The organism is Novosphingobium sp. YAF33, assembly GCF_052113265.1.
Taxonomy (GTDB): Bacteria; Pseudomonadota; Alphaproteobacteria; order Sphingomonadales; family Sphingomonadaceae; genus Novosphingobium.
Map to the genome: position 1 here is coordinate 337,029 of NZ_JBFRCW010000007.1, position 16,064 is coordinate 353,092.

The window sequence follows — 16,064 nt, forward strand, 5'->3', positions numbered from 1 at the left end:
GCTCCCGATCCTCACCCCGCTTCGGCAAGGATGCCTTTCTCTTCCGCTCCCGCCTCGGCCCGCCGCAGCTGCATCAGCCGGCGCCGCGCGCGGATCGCGGCGGCATCGGTTTCCAGGATCGCCGGACGCGCCGCCCAGAAGTCCTGCTCGCCCAGCGCCTGCTGCGCCGCCTCGATCATCGGTTCGTCCTCCTCCACGAAGACCTGGCGCGCCAGGGCCTCGGCCTCGGGCGTTGCCTCGTGATCGTAGAAGTAGTGGCTGCTGGTGCGCGTCTCCGGCGTGATGATGTGCGGGTTGAGCATCTGCGGCACGACCATGTCCTGACGCCCCGTCCCCGCGCGGGCCAGTCCGACCGCCAGCGCCATCGCCGCGGGCGCGTGCCAGCGCATGTGCAGCCACTGGTCCACCCGGTCCCCCTCACCCAGCATCGGCGCGGCCCACATCGGCGGGGTGACCGCCTCCATGTCCCAGTTGTTCCAGATCGCCCCGCTCTCGTCGGTGACGACCGATTGCCGGCCCGAGAAGATCGAGCCGTTCACGCCGAAACTGGCGACGTGGAGAAACTCGGCATGCGTCAGGTCCATCAGGTTGTCCGTCACCAGCTCGTAATGCCCCTGGATGACGAGGCGGCTGCGCTGCATGTCCTCCCGGTCGACGAACGCGAAGTCCGGGATCGACGCGGGATCGGCCTGCTCGGGATCGCCGGGCCAGAAACACAGTCCGCGATGGCGATGGACGACCGGCATGGTCCGCGCGCGGGCATGCGCCGGCGGCGGCGCCGGAAAGGGATTGTGCACGCAGGCCCCGGTGCGATCGAAGCCGAGCCCGTGGTAGGGGCAATGGATCACATCCTGCTCCAACCGGCCCTTGCTCAGCGGCACGAAGCGGTGCGGGCAGCGGTCTGCCAGCATCGCATATGTCCCGTCGGACAGGCTGGCGATCAGCCACTTCTCGTCCAGCAATGTGCGAGACAGCATGCCGCCTTCGGGCACTTCGTGGTCCCACGCGCCGAGATACCAGAGATTGCGCACGTAATCGGACATCGTCTTCTCCCAGTGATTTTCGGAGAGTGCCGGGACGATGTGCGCAGATATCGTGCTGCTCACATGCTGCGCCGCCACCCCCGAAAGGGTCGTCCCGAAGGACAAAGCGGCCCGCAGCATGAAGGCGCGGCTCTAGCAGCGGCGCCGACTTCCCAAGCGGAGAGACTCCGCTACCAGGCTGGGCTTGGTTTTAAATAGAACGCGAATTCCAGTCAAGCATCCTGCTCGGGAAAGAGCGGCGCCGGAAGCTGGAGCGCCAGCACGAAGCAGATCAGCATGAGGCCCTCGATCGCCGCCACCGCGGGCAGGACGGCGCCCACTGCGCCTGCCGCTCCCCCGGCAAAAAAGGCGGTGCCGACCACCGCTATGCCCAGCGCCATTCCCAGTTCCTGCACGGTCTTGATCAAACCGCTTGCGGCGCCGGCATGGCTGCGATCGACGCGGGCGAGGATCACCGGCGTCAGCGGCCCGCTGGTCATGCCCATGCCGGTCCCGGCCAGTGCGAGACAGGGCAGCGCCCACCAGAACGGCACGCCGCTCTCGATCCACAGCAAGGTCCCACCCGCGAACAATGCCATCAGCGAGATCCCGCCGACCAGCACCCATTTGCCGTGGCTGGTCACCAGCTTGCGGCCGAGGAATGCGATACCGAGCATCACCCCGGCGCTGAACGGTATGTGCAGCAGGCCGGTCTGGAGCGGCGAGAAGCCCAGCAATTTCTGCGCGCCGAAAGCGAAGACGAACAGGAATCCCCCCGTCGCCGCCCCGAAGCAGAGAGCGATGGCAAGACCGAACGAGAACTGTCGCTGGTGGAACAATTCGGGCGCGAACAAGGTTGGCTCGCCCCTTCGACGGCGGCGCAGCGTCCGGCGCCAGACAAGCGCCATCATCACCGGCGCGGCGATCAGCAGCGCCAGATGCCACGGCTGCCAGCCCAGATCATGCCCGCGCACCAGGGGATAGAGCAGCGCCGCCATCGACGCGGCGAACAGCATGGTCCCGCCCCCGTCGATTCCGCGCGCGAGCGGCGACCGGGCGTCCGGAAGCAGCCGCCGCGCGACCATGACCGCTACTACGCCCACCGGCACATTGATCAGGAACACGCTTCGCCAGCCGAGATCGAACAGGTTCGCATGGATCAGCACGCCGCCGATGATCGGTCCGCAGATCGCCGAAAGTCCGCCGATCACGCCCACCCAGGCCAGCTTCGCCACACGCTCCAGCGGCTCGAACAGCACCTGGATCAGCGCCATGACCTGCGGCGCCATCATCGCCCCCGCCGCGCCCTGCAGCACGCGCGCGGCAATCAGCTGGTCCGGGCTGGCGGACATTCCGCAGAGCAATGAGGCGAAAGTGAACCCGGCCACGCCGCCGATGAACAGGCGGTTGTAGCCGAAGGCATCGCCCAGCCGCCCGCCCAGCATGAGCAGCAGCGCAAAGGCCAGCGAATAGCCCGCCGCCACCCATTGCGCCTGCGCCGCCGCCGCGCCGAAATCCTGCTCGATCACCGGCAGCGCGGTGTTGACGATGGTGACGTCCACGATCTCGAGGACCAGCGCCACCATCAGCGTCAGATAGGCGAGCGACTTCTGCCGCTCGGTCAGGTTCACGGCAAGCGCCGGCGCCGCAAGCGCCGTCAAATCACGCCTTCCTTCAGCATCGAAACCGCCGTCGCACAGGCGCGCGCGGTAAGCGCCATGTACGTGAGCGAGGGGTTCTGGCAGGCCGACGAACTCATCTGCGCGCCGTCGGTGACGAAGAGATTCGGGATGTCGTGCGCCTGGCTGTGCCGGTTGAGCACCGAGGTTTTCGGATCCCAGCCCATGCGCGCGCCGCCCATCTCGTGGATGGAAGTGCCGCCGTGGCCGGGCTTGTCGAATCCCATGACGACATGGCCGCCGGCATCGGTGAGCATCGCCGTCGCCTCGCGGTGGGCATCGGCAAGCGCGGCCATTTCCTCTTTGCCATGCGCGAAGGCGATCTCAAGCTGGCGCACGCCGCGCGGGTCGGTGCGCCTGCTGAGGGTCAGGCGGTTGCTGGCGCGCGGCATCGAATCCGCGAAGACCACCAGGACCATCGTCCAGGCGCCGATCTGGTGCAGCTCTTCCTTGTAGTCCTTGCCGATGCCGCCCATCCGCTTGCCGCGCGTCCAGGTGCCTTGCAGCGCGCCGCCCTGGAACGAATAGCCGCGCGTGAAGCCCTCGCCGTCCAGCTTATCGAGATTGCGGAAGCGCGGGATGACGATGCCGGTCGGCCGGTTCCCGAAACTCGTCCGCCCTTCGAAACCGGGCACCACTGCCATGGCCGCCATCGTATTGGCATGGTCCATGATATGCGTGCCCAGCACGCCGCTGGAATTGGCGAGGCCCTGCGGCATCGCCTCGCTGGCCGAGTTCAGCATCAGGTGGACCGAGTTGAACGCGCCTGCATTCAGGAACACGACGCGGGCGTATGCCACTTTGTGCTCGCCGGTCCTGGTGTCGATCCAGCGCACGCCGGTGACGCGGCCGGTCTTCGGATCGTAGTCCACCTTGTGTACTTGTGCGTCGGTGACGACCTTGAGCCGGCCCGTCTTCTGCGCGGCGGGCAGCGTCGCCGACTGCGTCGAGAAATAGGCGCCGTAGGAGCAGCCCCGCGCGCAGATGCTGCGATACTGACAATGCCCCCGGCCTTGCTCGGGCCGCGCTTCGGTGAGGTTTGCGGTGCGGCCGATGGTCATGACGCGGTCCGGGTATTTCGCCCGGATTCGCTCCCGCATCGCGGATTCTACGCAGTTCAGTTCCATCGGCGGCAAAAAGCGCCCGTCGGGAAGCTGCGGCAGCCCCTCCGCCGCGCCCGAGACGCCGACGAAGTCCTCCACTTTGTCGTACCACGGCGCCAGGTCGGCATAGCGGATCGGCCAGTCGGTCCCGAACCCATCGCGCTTGTTGGCGCCGAAGTCGTAGTCCGACCAGCGATAGCACTGCCGCCCCCAGGTCAGCGAGCGACCGCCGAGCTGGTAGGAGCGGAACCAGTCGAAGTCCTTGCCGGGCGCCTTCTGGTAGGGCTGATCGGCATCGTTGACGAAGTGGCCTTCGGTGAACTCGTTGAAGTGCCGGTTGAGCATCTGCACCGGGTATTCCCGCGCATAAAGCTCGGCATCGCCCTGCCCGCGAAACGGCATTTCCCAAGGGGCCTTGAGTTCGGTGTCGTAGCCGGTCTGATGCTCGATATTGCGGCCGCGCTCCACCATCAGGACGGTGAGGCCCGCCTCGGTCAGTTCCTTGGCCGCCCAGCCGCCGGTAATGCCCGAGCCGACGACGATCGCGTCGAACTGGGGCGCGTCGAACCGGGGCGCATCGAATTGCGTGTTGTTTGTCATGGTCAGCCGAAATCCACTGCGGTCCAGTCGCTGGAAAATGCGCGCATCCCGGGCTGGAGGGGGATGTCCCACTCCCATTTGCCGGGCACGAGTTCGTAGCGAAGCTCCTGCGATCCGCCCGCTTCGCTGGTGTAATAGCCGGTGAGGATCAGGCCCTTCAGCGCGGTCCACGGCGAAGGCGGGGCGCCTTGCGCGAAAGCCTCGGCATCAAGCGCGGCCAACAGGCGCGTCCGCTCGGCAAGATCGTGCCGCAGGAAGTCGCCGCCCGCCGCGCGGTCGAGCCTATGCTCCAGCCAGGGCAGATGGCGCAGCGAACCGTTGCGGCGGCGGAACGGGGCGACGGCGGCCGTTATCGTTTCCGACGCCATCGGCGCGCCGGTTCCCGCAAGCCCGTGCGCGAGGGCCAGAACCACGAAGTCGCCAACGCCCACGTCGCGTGCGCCCGGCGTATCAGTGCGCGGAATCACCAGGTCCGAGACATCCGCGATCAGTCGGCGCTGGCGGTCGCTGGGCAGGTCCGCCGCGTCGAGATCGGTCAGCTTCACGCCCGCCGCCGGGATCCCCAGAGCCAGCGCCAGCAGTGCCGCGCCCGCCGTGAATTCGCGGCGGTTCCAGCCGTTCTTCGCGCCGCTCATTCGCCGATTCCCATCAGGCGGGCATTGAGCATGCGGTCACTGCCGCTGCCGGCGAAGTCGTCGAAGGCCCGATCGGTGACGCGGATGATGTGCCGCTCGATGAACGGCGCGCCTTCCGCCGCGCCCTGCTCGGGATGCTTGAGGGCGCATTCCCATTCGAGCACGGCCCAGCCGGCGAAATCGTACTGCGCCAGCTTCGAGAATATCTGCCCGAAATCCACCTGCCCATCGCCCAGCGAGCGGAAGCGGCCGGGGCGGTCCGCCCAGTTCTGATAGCCGCCATAGACCCCGACCCGTCCATTCGGGCGGAACTCGGCATCCTTCACATGGAAGCACTTCACCCGGCTGTGGTAGATGTCGAGGAACGCCAGGTAGTCCAGCTGTTGCAGCACGAAGTGCGAAGGATCGTAGAGGATGTTCGCGCGCGGGTGGTTGCCCACGCGGTCCAGGAACATCTCGAACGTCGCGCCGTCGTGCAGGTCCTCGCCGGGGTGAAGTTCGAAACCGATGTCGACGCCGTTCTCGTCGAACACGTCGAGGATCGGCTTCCAGCGCCGGGCCAGTTCGTCGAAGGCATCCTCGACCAACCCCGCGGGGCGCTGAGGCCAGGCGTAGAAATAGGGCCAGGCGAGCGCGCCGGAGAAACTGGCCTGCGTAGTGAGGCCGAGGCGGCGACTGGCCTTGGCCGCCAGCTTCATCTGCTCGACCGCCCAGGCCTGCCGCGCTTTCGGATTGCCGCGCACATGCGGCGCAGCAAAACCGTCGAACTGCACGTTGTAGGCGGGATGGACCGCCACGAGCTGGCCCTGAAGATGTGTCGAAAGTTCGGTGATGCAAAGGCCCTTGTCGGCCAGCATGCCGGTCACTTCGTCGCAGTAGGTCTGGCTCTCGGCGGCCTTTTCCAGATCGAACAGCCGCGCGTCTCCGCTGGGGACCTGCAGGCCCTTGTAGCCCAGACCCGCAGCCCAGTCGGCCATGCTCTCCAACGTGTTGAACGGCGCTTCGTCGCCTGCGAACTGGGCGAGGAAGATGGCGGGGCCCTTGATGGTTCTCATGGTCTTTCTCGTTCCGATCAGGCGGGAAACTGGACCCAGCCGAGGTCATCGCGGCTGGCGCGCACGGCCAGGTCGATCAGGCGCATTCCGCGCAGGCCCTCGGCCATGCCCGGAACCAGTGCGCCGGGCTCACCGCGCAGCATTCTGGCGAAATCGCGGTAGAGGTTGGCGAAGGCTTCGAGGTAACCCTCGGGATGTCCGCCCGGCGTCCGGCTGGCCGCTACGGCATCGAGACCAAGGCCGGGATCGCCCGCCTGCACCAGTTCGGTGCGGCCATTGAGGTGATGGAGGCACAGTTCGTTCGGGCTTTCCTGTCGCCAGCAAAGCCCGCCCTTCTCGCCGTAGATGCGCAAGCTCAGGCCATTGCGCTCGCCCACCGCAATCTGGCTGGCGAGCAGGGCCCCGCGCGCGCCGTTCTCGAAGCGCAGCAGGATCTGGCAATCGTCGTCGAGCACCCGGCCCGGCACCACCGCGCCAAGGTCCGAGAAGATGCGGGTGACGCGCAGGCCGGTGACGAACTCGGCAAGCTGGAAGGCATGGACGCCGATATCGGCAATGCAGCCGCCAGCGCCCGCGCGCGCAGGATCGACCCGCCATTCGGCCTGCTTGCCCTCTGCCTCGGCGGCAAGCCAGCCTTGCGGATATTCGACCACGACCTTGCGGATCGCGCCCAGCGCTCCGGCGGCGACGCGGGCGCGGGCCTCGCGCACCAGCGGATAGCCGGAGTAAGTGTAAGTCAGCGCGAAGGGCAATCCCGCAGCCGCCACCAGCGCCGCCATCTCCTCGGCTTCGGCCAGGGTGGCGGTGGCAGGCTTGTCGCAGATCACCGGGATACCGGCCGCAAGCGCGGCTTTCACGGCAGGCAGGTGATGGAAGTTGGGCGTCGTCACCGCCACGAAATCGATCCCGTCCTCCCGCGCCGCCTCTTCGCCCAGCATCGTGTCGAGATCGGGATAAGCCCGCGCGGGATCGATCCGGTAGCTCTCGCCCGCCTGCCGCGAACGCGCGGCATCGCTGCTGAAGGCACCCGCCACCAGTTCGATCTCGCGGTCCAGTTCGGCAGCGATTCGGTGCACCGGGCCGATGAAGGACCCCGGCCCTCCGCCCACCATGCCCATTCGCAGGCGCGCTTTCGTCATGCTTCCTCTCGTATGATTTGTAATGGTGGTTCTAATTTTATCGAAGCCCATCGGTCAAGGCCCTCGATGGCATTGACCGCGATCAAAATCACCGATAACAAAAAGAGAATAGCAATTCTAATATAGCGCCGGTCAGCGGCGCGGGCGGAGAGGCATGAACCCGGTTTCCCGATTCTTCAGCAAGCTCACCATGAAGCCGCAGGGCATGACGATCGTCATCGCGGCTTTCCTTCCGATCTTCGCGATCGTGTCGATGTTCCCGATCGTGGCGTCGATGATCGCGCACTTCCATACGGACCCGAACGCCGCCGCCAAGGTGCCGCTGATGGTCACGGCGCCGGGTCTGACCATCGCCATCCTCGCCCCGTTCGCAGGCTGGTTCGTGGACAAGTTCGGCCGCCGCCGGCTGCTGCTGATCTGCACGTTCTTCTACGGACTGTTCGGCACCCTGCCCTTCTTCCTGGACGACCTGAACCAGATCTTCGCCAGCCGCCTGGCGCTGGGCATTTGCGAGGCGGGCATCCTGACCATCGTCAACACCCTGATCGGCGACTACTGGGACAATGAAAGCCGCCGCAACTGGCTGTTCCTGCAAGGCGTGGTGGGCCCGTTCCTGGCTTCCGGCGTGATCCTGATGTCGGGCCTGGTCGCTTCGATGAAGTGGAACGGAGGCTTCCTCGTCTACCTCGTCGCCTTCCCGATCTACTTCGCGATGCTGGCCTTCCTCTACGAGCCCAAGGGCCGCGCCGCGCATGACGACGCACCTGCGGAAGCCACCGGCGACAAAGCCCGCTTCCCGCTGGGTGCCGCGCTTGGCGTCGCCGCGCTGACGCTGTTCTCCGCCGCGCAGTACTACGTCTTCATCGTCAATGGCAGCATCGCCTTCGGTGAAGTGGGGGTGACCGATCCGGGCGCCGTCGCCAAGATGAGCTTCCTGCCCAGCCTGTTCGTGATCCTGGGCGCGCTGCTGTTCCGCATCCTGTCGGGCCGTTCCAACGGCGTGCAGCTCGGGGCCTTCCTCGCCATTCTCGGCACCGGCCTCGCGGTGATCGGCCTCGCCCGCAATCCGGCCGAGATGATCGCCGGCCTGGCCATCCAGCAGACCGGCGCGGGCATGGCGGTTCCCTCGCTGATCGCCTGGGCCCAGACCAAGTTCCCCTTCGAGCATCGCGGCCGGGGCATGGGCATCTGGACCGGCTCGTTCTTCTTCGGCCAGTTCATTTCGCCCGTGCTGGTGCATCAGGCCAGCGGCGCGACCGGCTCCATGCAGGGCGCTTTCGTCACGGCCGGCGTGGTCTCGCTGGTGGTCGCCATCGGCGCGCTGACGATGGGCATGACCCGCGGCCGAACCCCGCTGATGGCCTGATCTGTCAGGCAGAGCAAAAGCAGAAAGGCCCGCCGGGAGCGATCCCGGCGGGCCTTTCCTTTTCCGCAAATGGTGCGCTTCAGGTCAGCGCAGCAATCTCCATTTCGACGGCCAGTCCGGTATCCTCGCAGTGCCGCGCAAGCCGCAGCGTCAGCCGGTCAGCAACCGGCTCCCAGCCCTCTGTCCCCCAGCGCTGGAGCGCGCGGGGTTCCAGCGGCACGGCGATGCGGCGGCGCTCGCCGGAAGCCAGAACGACGCGGGCGAAACCCACCAGCGCGCGTTCGGGATGATCGCGATAGACCTGCACGACATCGCTGCCCGCGCGGTCCGACAGATTGGCCACGGTGACGTGCAGCATGTTGCCCTCCACCGCAGCATCGGCCCATGCAAAGCGCGCATAGCCCATGCCCGAACCGAAGGGGTGACGCGCGGCCTTGCCGCTGGCGGCAAGGCCGCGATAGCCCAGCAAGGTGCCTTCCGCGTAAGTCAGCGAACCGTCCYCCGCAGGCTGGAGCGCGAAAGCCGGATAGTCCGCCTCGCTTGCCGCGAACGTCACCGGCAGACGGCCGCCAGGCTCGCGCGCGCCGGAGAGCACATCCGCCAGCGCCCGGGCAAAGCCCTCGCCCGGATACCAGACGGAAAGCAGCGCCGCCGCCTTCTCCTCCCACGCGCTGTCGAAGGCATGGCCGACATTGACGATCACCGCCGTGCGCGGATTGGCCGCCGTCACCGCCTCGATCAGGCGAAGCTGCTCGGCGGGAAGCAGCGTGTCCGGCCGGTCCTTGCTTTCCACGCTGGAATCGGAGGTTTCCCCCACGATGAGGAACACGGCATCCGCTGCCTGTGCAGCATCGACGGCGGCCTGAAGCATTTCCTCGGCGCTGCCGGGGCTGCGCAGGCCATACCAGAGGCCTTGCACGCGCCCGCCGGTCCACGAGAACTCGACCGTGATCACCACGTCCTGCCCTTCGGCAAGATCCAGGCTGACGGCATCGGAATCGCCGCGCTTCAGCACGCCCATCACATCGCCCGCAGGAACCTCGCCGCCTGCGCGCAGCACTTCCCTGCCATCGACGAGGATGCGTGCCGCGCCGGTCGAACCGAGGTGCAGCTTGTGCTCGCCGCTGCGCTTCGCGGTGTAGCGGCCGCTGGCGCGCACCGAGCCGGGCTCCATGAAGCGCGCCTGCTCATGCACGCCCACGAACCAGACCAGCGAATTGGTATCGCGCGTCTCGCGGGTGAGCACTTCGCCCGCGCATTCCGGCGCGGCGAAGTATTCCAGCGTCATGCCGCGCGTGCAGCCGTCGCCGATGTCGATCGCGGGCGTCACGCGCATGTTCGGCAGGCGCGGCTGCGGATCGACGCCCGGCGCGAACAGGATCTCGCAGGACTCGCCGTAAGTCTCGCGCAGCGCGTCCACCGGGGTCGGCGCATCGGGCGAGATCGAGATCTTCGCGAATGTCCCGCCCTGGAAGCACGGCGCCCAGGCATTGGGGCCGATCACCGCCAGCGTCTTCACCGATCCCGGCGAGAGCGGGAGCATGCCCCTCTCGTTGCGCAGCAGGGTGAAGCCGGCCGCTGCCGCCTCCACCAGCAGCGCTTCGGCCTCGGCTGCGGGGATTGGCGGCGCCTTGTTCGCAGTGACCCGGCGCGCGACCGAGGCCACGCGCGATGCCGCATCCTCGATGCGCGCCGGATCGACCGCCCCTGCGGATACCGCCGCCTCCAGCTTGCCCCCCATGAACCGGGCCGGCCCCGGCATTTCCAGATCGAGGCCGGCATTGATCGTGCCCTCGCTGGAATGAGTGCCGAACCAGTCGCTCATGATGAGCCCATCGAAGCCCCAGTCCTGCTTGACCACGCCGGTCAGCACATGGCCCTGCTCAGAGCACCAGGCGCCATTGACCTTGTTGTACGCGGCCAGCAGGCCCACGCAGCCCGCCTCCACCGCGTATTGGAACGGCAGCAGGTAGACTTCGCGCAAGGTGCGCGCGTCCAGGCGCACATCCACTTCGTCCCGCGCGGTTTCGCTGTCGTTGCAGACCAGGTGCTTGGCGACCGAGCCAGTGCCGGTCGACTGCAGGCCCCGGACCCATTCCGCGCCGAGCACGCCGGTCAGCACCGGATCCTCGGAGAAATACTCGAAGGCCCGGCCCGCCAGCGGACTGCGCGCGAGGTTCAGATTGGGCGCCAGCACCGCATCCACGCCGCGCGCCACGGCCTCGCTGCCCACCAGGGCGCCGATACGGCGGGTGAGGTCGCGGTCCCAGGTGGCGCCCAGCAGGGTCGAACAAGGGCTGAGCAAGGCGATGTCGCGCTCATCCACTTTGCCGCTGGCGATGCCGAGCGGGCCATCGGACATGGTGAAAGACGGGATCCCCGCTTCCGGCACGGCCAGTGTCGACCACATCGACCCGCCGGCCGTGAGCGCGCAGGATTGCGCCAAAGTCACATCGCTCATGCGGCAACCTCCACCGGGCTCGGCGCCATGCGAAAGCCCATGATCTGCTCGGCCTGGGCACGCACGGCGCGGGCAATGCCTGCGTCGGCCAGCGTTCCGTCCGCCGCGAAAGGCTTCTGCTCCACCGAGTTGACCGCAACGCCCACCGGCGTCGGCCAGCCGCGCATCGCATGGACCACGTCGCGCAAGGCGGAAAGCGTGGTGCCGCAGGCCTGCCAGCCCGCCGCCGTGACCACCAGGCCCACCGGCCGCCCGTCGAAATAGACGCGCCGATCGCCGCGCAAGTCTTCCAGCAGGTCGACGGCATTCTTGACGAGGCCCGAATAGCCGCCGTGATAGCCGGGGCTGCCGATGACGATACCGTCGGCGCCGCGCACGGCCTCCACCAGCGCCTGTTCCTCCGGCGTGCGGTCGGGTTTCTCGGGGTTGAAATGCGGCAGGCCCGCAAGCGCGGGCCCGTCGAACATCACTGTCTCGGCGCCCAGTGCCGCGCATTCGGCCAGCACGGCGCGCACGATCCGCTCGCTGGAGGAGGCCTGGCGGAACGTTCCGCCGAGGCCCACGATCCGCCGGGGAGCGGCGGGCGAAATCACGGTCATCGCATTCTCCTAAACCGGCGCGGCCTTCTTGCGGGCCGCGCCGTCATGTCGGTATCGAAAGCCTCAGGCCGGCACCGCGGCCTTGAACGCCGGCATCACCTTCTCCGCCATCAGGCGCAGCGTCTGGTCGCCATAGGCGAGGCGCTGCTCGGTCAGCGGGCCGGTGGTCGTGCCGCAGAGCACGTTGCCGATGCCGAGTTCGGCATAAGGCGCCAGATGCGCCTGCACCGTCTCGGGCGAACCGTAGAGGCACCAGGTGCCGATCCAGTCGTCGCTGAGGGCGTCGGGCGTCCTGTCGGTCTTCTTGTTGGCATCGTCGCTCTCGGCGCGGGCGTTGAATTCGGCCTCGCGCTCGATCGCTTCCTGGTAGCTGCGCAGGATCACTTCCAGTTCCTCGCGCGCCTGGTCGTCGCTCTCGGCCACATGGACCACCTGATAAGTGTGCGTCGTCCAGTCGAGCGCGGACTTCACCACGGCATCGTCATGCCCGGCATCGAGCAGGAAGCCCTTGTAGATGTCGAACCACTTCTTGACGTGGACGAAGGGCTCGGTGCCGCCGATCCTGGGCGGGGTGAAGGCAGGGATGAACGCCGGCCAGCCGTTTTCCGCCGCACGGCGCGCGCTGGCTTCCTTCATCGCCACCGGCATCAGGCGTGCATGACCCGGCGTATAAGGCGCGGGCGTAATGCGCTGGAGCACGCGGCCCTTGTAAGGCCCGTTGTCGATCACGACGGCGGGGTCTTCCATGCCCTTGGCCCAGAGCTGTTCCGCCAGCGCCAGGTTGTTCTCCGCGATCGAACCGGCATCCCGGTAGTCCACCGCGAAGCCGATCATTTCTTCCGGCGTGGTGCCCGAACCGACGCCCACCAGCAGCTTGCCGTCGGTCAGCTGGTCCAGGATGTTGATCCGCTCGGCAAGGCGCACCGGGTGGTGCAGCGGCACGGAGACGACCGAAAAGCCGAAATGCATCTTCGGCATCTGCGCGGCGAGATAGGCGGCGAAGATGAAGCTGTCGCTGGCCACCGGCATGTAGCCGTTGAAGTGATGGTCCGGCAGGAAGATGGCATCGTAATCGAGGTCGGCCGCCAGTTTCGCGTGCCCCTCAAGGTCCTTCATCAGCCTGCGATCCTGTTCGGGACCGAGCGATCGGGCGTTCAGAAATACGGAAAAACGCATCTTCCCCTCCCTTGGGGTCATTGCCGCCGCCGCGATGGCGTGCGTGCCGGTGTGAAATAAATGTGAATTAGAATTGACGTTCTGATTTCGATAGGCTGTTTGTTGCTGCCATGTCAACACGCGCAAAGCCCCGCTCGGCTGAAAAAAAGCTCGCCGTCGATTCCGTCAGCCGCAAGCCCCAGCAGGGGCGCAGCAAGGCGTCGCTCGAACGCATGGTCGCGGCGGCCGAAAAACTCATGCTCGAACGCGGAAGCGAAGAGTTCACCCTCCAGGAAGTGAGCCAGGAAGGCAGCGTCTCGATCGGGTCCATCTACTTGCGGTTCGAAAGCAAGGAGAACCTCGTCCGCGCCGTCATCGGCAATCATCTCAAGCGCATGGAAGTGCGCGAGGACGAGATGATGGCCCGCGTGCATGAGCAGTCCGACTCGCTGGTCACCGTCGTTCCGGCCTTCGTCGAGAACTACGCCGAACTGCTGCGCGAGGAAGCGCCGCTGCTGCGCCAGAGCATGGCCCGCGCCGCTTTCGACCCACTGGTCGCCGGTCCCGGCCGCCAGAGCGCCAACCGTGCCGCCGCCCTGGGGATCGGTGCCATGCTGAACTACAGCGACCAGTTCGGCGGCAGCGATCACGAGCGCAAGGCCAATGCCGCCTACCAGATCATCTTCGCCACGCTCGCCCGCCAGTTGAGCCTCGGTTCCACCGGAGAATCGGTCCATCCGCAGGACTGGAAGGAACTGAAGATCGAGCTGGGCCGGATGTGCCTGGCCTATCTCAAGACCGACTTCTGAACAGAGGCCCGAGGTTCGCGGCCGGCTGATCCCGGCCGCACAAAATAAGGGGCGCGGCAGCGATGCCACGCCCCTCCCCATTTTGCGTGGGGCAGTTTGCCGCGGGCCCGCGGAGGAGAATTGCAGGCCCGCGAAGACGGTATCCGGCGTCAGAAGTTGACGCTCGCCCGCACGCCGTAAGTACGCGGGGGCTGGAACTGGTAGTTGTTGGTGTGCGAGACGAAGTTCTGCTGCGCATAGGCCAGCACGTTCTTGTCGAAGATGTTGCGCACGAAGGCGATCACCTTCCAGCCGCCTACGTCCGGCTCGTAGCCGAGCGAGGCATTGGCGACCACGAAATCGTCGGTCGAGATGTCGTCGACGTTGAAGGCCGAGAAGTAGTACTTCGACGAGAACTTCGCGTCGGCATGGGCAGTGACCTTGCCGGCACCCACGACGAAGTCCTGGTCGATCGAACCGGTGACGGTGAACGACGGGGCATTGGGCAGGCGATTGCCGCTGATGTCCTGCGGATTGCCATCGCCGTCGTCGACGATGATGCCGTCCCCGAACTTGGTGTGCAGGTAGGCCGCATTGATGCCGATCCGGGTGGTTTCGCCCAGGAGCGCCTTCACTTCGCCTTCGACGCCGAAGATCTTCGCCGAACCGACGTTGAAGATGCCGCTGCCCTGGAGCACGTCCGAGGTCTGCGAGGCCTGGTAGCCACGGTAGTTCGAGTAGAACACGTCGCCATTGAGCTGCAGCTTGTTGCCCATCAGCGAGTTCTTGGTGCCGATCTCGAACGCGTCGAGCTGCTCGGGATCGTAAGGCACCGAAGCGGAACTGCCATTCGAATTGAAGCCGCCGGACTTGTAGCCGCGGTCATACTTCGCATAGATCAGCGTGTCAGGCATGGGACGATAGTTCAGGCCGACATGCCAGGTCGGCTGCCCGTCGCTCAGCCTGCCGTCGCCCGCCACCGGGAAGCTCAAGGCCGGCGCGAAGGGGCTGGACAGGGCCTGCAGGTCCAGGAACGCCTGCCCGCTGCGCACTTTCTTGTCCCAGGTGTAGCGGCCGCCAAGGCTGAGTTCGAGCTGGTCGGTCAGGTCGTAGTCGACCTGGGCGAACACGGCCTGAGAGCGCGTCTTGATCTTGTAGTCGAACTTGATGCCGTACTGGTCCGGCTGGCCGAGCGCTGCCAGGGGACCGCCGTCCGCGAACAGGCCGGTCATGTCGAGGTTGAACAGGCCGGAATCGACCGTGTTGTTCTCGCTGAACCGGAAATAGCCGGCCTGGAAGAACAGCTTCGATGCGCTGTCGTTGCTCACCCGGAATTCGTGGTTCCAGGTCTTCGGGCGCTCGTTCTGGCGGAACTGGCGGTTGGCAGGATATTCCGGGCCGGTGGCGTCGAGAACGTTGTGCCAGTTCTGGCTGTCGTAGCCGCCGGCATAGATGAAGTTGAGATTGCTGTCGGTCGAGTAGGCCAGCTCCCAGCGGACGCGGTCACCCTCCAGCGTGGTCTTCTGCGCAGCATCGCCCGGGAAGGCGCCCAGGTCCTTGAAGCTGGGCTTCGGCCCGCCCAGCGTGCCGCGCAGGATGGCATCGCCGTTCACGGTGCGGGAATCGTGTTGGTAGGACACCCACGCCGAAAGACCGCCCGACTTGTACATCGCCTGGATGCGGCCCGAGGCGAAGTCCTCGTCGTCCCCGGAGGTGGTCGGTCCGTCGATCTTGCGATAGCCCTTGTGGGTCAGGTACGTGCCCGAGGCGCGGATCGCGAACGTATCGCTCACTGCCAGGTTCGCGCCCATCTCACCGGTGAACGCGCCGAAGTTGCCCACTTCGACCGCGCTGTAGCCGCCGTTCACGAACTGCGGGCGATTGGTGATGATGCTCACCAGGCCGCCGGTCGAGTTACGGCCGTTGAGCGTGCCCTGCGGGCCCTTCAGCACTTCGATGCGCGCCAGATCGTACATCGACGAGTTCAGCGAGAAAGAACGGTTGGTGTAGAAACCGTCGCGCGACACGGGAACGGACGGGTCGCCGATTTCCGTCACGTCGGTCGAGGCAATGCCGCGCACCGCGACATAAGCTGCACCGGCCGACGGAGAGATGTTCACGCTGGCGTCGATCGACGCAAGGTCGCGCACCGAAGCGATGCCGGCATCGCGCAGTGCATCACCCGAATAGACGTTGAGCGCGGTCGGCGTGTCCTGCGCGCTCGAAGCCGTGCGGTTGGCAGTGACGATGATGTCGCCAAGGCCGGTGGGCTGTTCCTGCGCCGCGGTTTCGCCGGCAGGCTGCGGCGCGGATTCCGTCTGGGCCATGGCGGTCATCGGAACGGCCAGCGCGGACGTGGAAAGAAGCACGAATGCCAGTCTCATCAAACTCTCCCTAGTCGGCGCCGCTTTGCGATCGGGCGCCTTTATAAAACCGGAATGCTTATTCTAATTAGATCACGA

12 protein-coding genes are annotated in these 16,064 nt (G+C 66.5%); 2 read left to right on the forward strand and 10 right to left on the reverse strand.

Annotation, left to right across the window (positions count from 1 at the left end):
• Positions 1-11: 11 nt before the first annotated feature.
• The 6 genes from AB4Z00_RS17135 to AB4Z00_RS17160 form a co-directional block, all read right to left on the reverse strand.
• Positions 12-1,043: a Rieske 2Fe-2S domain-containing protein gene (locus tag AB4Z00_RS17135; protein WP_442046692.1), complete on the reverse strand. Its 1,032-nt coding sequence runs from the start codon at positions 1,041-1,043 to the stop codon at positions 12-14.
• Positions 1,044-1,255: 212 nt separating this feature from the next.
• Positions 1,256-2,683 carry an MFS transporter gene (locus AB4Z00_RS17140; protein ID WP_442046693.1) on the reverse strand — a complete coding sequence of 476 codons (1,428 nt, stop codon included), beginning with the start codon at positions 2,681-2,683 and terminating at the stop codon, positions 1,256-1,258.
• Entirely contained in the window at positions 2,680-4,404 is a 1,725-nt protein-coding gene (locus AB4Z00_RS17145; protein WP_442046694.1) for a GMC oxidoreductase, read from the reverse strand. The genes AB4Z00_RS17140 and AB4Z00_RS17145 overlap by 4 nt, the downstream gene beginning before the upstream one ends.
• Before the next feature lie 2 nt (positions 4,405-4,406).
• Positions 4,407-5,039, reverse strand: coding sequence for a gluconate 2-dehydrogenase subunit 3 family protein (locus tag AB4Z00_RS17150; RefSeq protein ID WP_442046695.1), 633 nt, complete (start codon positions 5,037-5,039; stop codon positions 4,407-4,409).
• Positions 5,036-6,094 (reverse strand): sugar phosphate isomerase/epimerase family protein, encoded by a 1,059-nt coding sequence (locus tag AB4Z00_RS17155; RefSeq protein WP_442046696.1) that lies wholly within the window; start codon positions 6,092-6,094, stop codon positions 5,036-5,038. The genes AB4Z00_RS17150 and AB4Z00_RS17155 overlap by 4 nt, the downstream gene beginning before the upstream one ends.
• A gap of 17 nt (positions 6,095-6,111) precedes the next feature.
• Positions 6,112-7,233: a Gfo/Idh/MocA family protein gene (locus tag AB4Z00_RS17160; RefSeq protein WP_442046697.1), complete on the reverse strand. Its 1,122-nt coding sequence runs from the start codon at positions 7,231-7,233 to the stop codon at positions 6,112-6,114.
• A gap of 154 nt (positions 7,234-7,387) precedes the next feature.
• On the opposite strand from AB4Z00_RS17160, the gene AB4Z00_RS17165 reads away from it, so the two are divergent.
• On the forward strand, positions 7,388-8,599 hold the full coding sequence (locus tag AB4Z00_RS17165; RefSeq protein ID WP_314465830.1) for an MFS transporter: 1,212 nt from the start codon (positions 7,388-7,390) through the stop codon (positions 8,597-8,599).
• A gap of 79 nt (positions 8,600-8,678) precedes the next feature.
• Here the strand turns inward: AB4Z00_RS17165 and AB4Z00_RS17170 are convergent, their stop codons facing one another.
• From AB4Z00_RS17170 to AB4Z00_RS17180, 3 genes are all read right to left on the reverse strand, one after another.
• Positions 8,679-11,060, reverse strand: coding sequence for a glycoside hydrolase family 3 protein (locus AB4Z00_RS17170; RefSeq protein ID WP_442046698.1), 2,382 nt, complete (start codon positions 11,058-11,060; stop codon positions 8,679-8,681).
• Positions 11,057-11,659, reverse strand: coding sequence for an NADPH-dependent FMN reductase (locus tag AB4Z00_RS17175; protein ID WP_442046699.1), 603 nt, complete (start codon positions 11,657-11,659; stop codon positions 11,057-11,059). Before AB4Z00_RS17175 ends, AB4Z00_RS17170 begins: the two co-directional genes overlap by 4 nt.
• Positions 11,660-11,722: 63 nt before the next feature.
• Positions 11,723-12,835, reverse strand: a complete 1,113-nt coding sequence (locus AB4Z00_RS17180) for an LLM class flavin-dependent oxidoreductase (RefSeq protein WP_132263389.1) — start codon at positions 12,833-12,835, stop codon at positions 11,723-11,725.
• A 110-nt stretch (positions 12,836-12,945) separates the two neighbouring features.
• Between AB4Z00_RS17180 and AB4Z00_RS17185 the strand changes: the two genes are divergently transcribed.
• The gene (locus AB4Z00_RS17185; RefSeq protein WP_132263391.1) at positions 12,946-13,623 is read left to right on the forward strand and encodes a TetR/AcrR family transcriptional regulator; all 678 of its coding nucleotides are present in this window, start codon (positions 12,946-12,948) and stop codon (positions 13,621-13,623) included.
• Positions 13,624-13,772: 149 nt separating this feature from the next.
• Here the strand turns inward: AB4Z00_RS17185 and AB4Z00_RS17190 are convergent, their stop codons facing one another.
• The gene (locus AB4Z00_RS17190) at positions 13,773-15,986 is read right to left on the reverse strand and encodes a TonB-dependent receptor (RefSeq protein ID WP_431566929.1); all 2,214 of its coding nucleotides are present in this window, start codon (positions 15,984-15,986) and stop codon (positions 13,773-13,775) included.
• Positions 15,987-16,064: the final 78 nt, after the last annotated feature.

Excerpts from the sequence above, each read along its gene's own strand:
- AB4Z00_RS17165 (WP_314465830.1), top strand. The coding sequence starts at position 7,388 with ATGAACCCGGTTTCCCGATTCTTCAGCAAGCTCACCATGAAGCCGCAG.
- AB4Z00_RS17180 (WP_132263389.1), bottom strand. The coding sequence starts at position 12,835 with ATGCGTTTTTCCGTATTTCTGAACGCCCGATCGCTCGGTCCCGAACAG.
- AB4Z00_RS17150 (WP_442046695.1), bottom strand. The coding sequence starts at position 5,039 with ATGAGCGGCGCGAAGAACGGCTGGAACCGCCGCGAATTCACGGCGGGC.
- AB4Z00_RS17135 (WP_442046692.1), bottom strand. The coding sequence starts at position 1,043 with ATGTCCGATTACGTGCGCAATCTCTGGTATCTCGGCGCGTGGGACCAC.
- AB4Z00_RS17145 (WP_442046694.1), bottom strand. The coding sequence starts at position 4,404 with ATGACAAACAACACGCAATTCGATGCGCCCCGGTTCGACGCGCCCCAG.
- AB4Z00_RS17190 (WP_431566929.1), bottom strand. The coding sequence starts at position 15,986 with ATGAGACTGGCATTCGTGCTTCTTTCCACGTCCGCGCTGGCCGTTCCG.
- AB4Z00_RS17175 (WP_442046699.1), bottom strand. The coding sequence starts at position 11,659 with ATGACCGTGATTTCGCCCGCCGCTCCCCGGCGGATCGTGGGCCTCGGC.
- AB4Z00_RS17160 (WP_442046697.1), bottom strand. The coding sequence starts at position 7,233 with ATGACGAAAGCGCGCCTGCGAATGGGCATGGTGGGCGGAGGGCCGGGG.
- AB4Z00_RS17155 (WP_442046696.1), bottom strand. The coding sequence starts at position 6,094 with ATGAGAACCATCAAGGGCCCCGCCATCTTCCTCGCCCAGTTCGCAGGC.
- AB4Z00_RS17185 (WP_132263391.1), top strand. The coding sequence starts at position 12,946 with ATGTCAACACGCGCAAAGCCCCGCTCGGCTGAAAAAAAGCTCGCCGTC.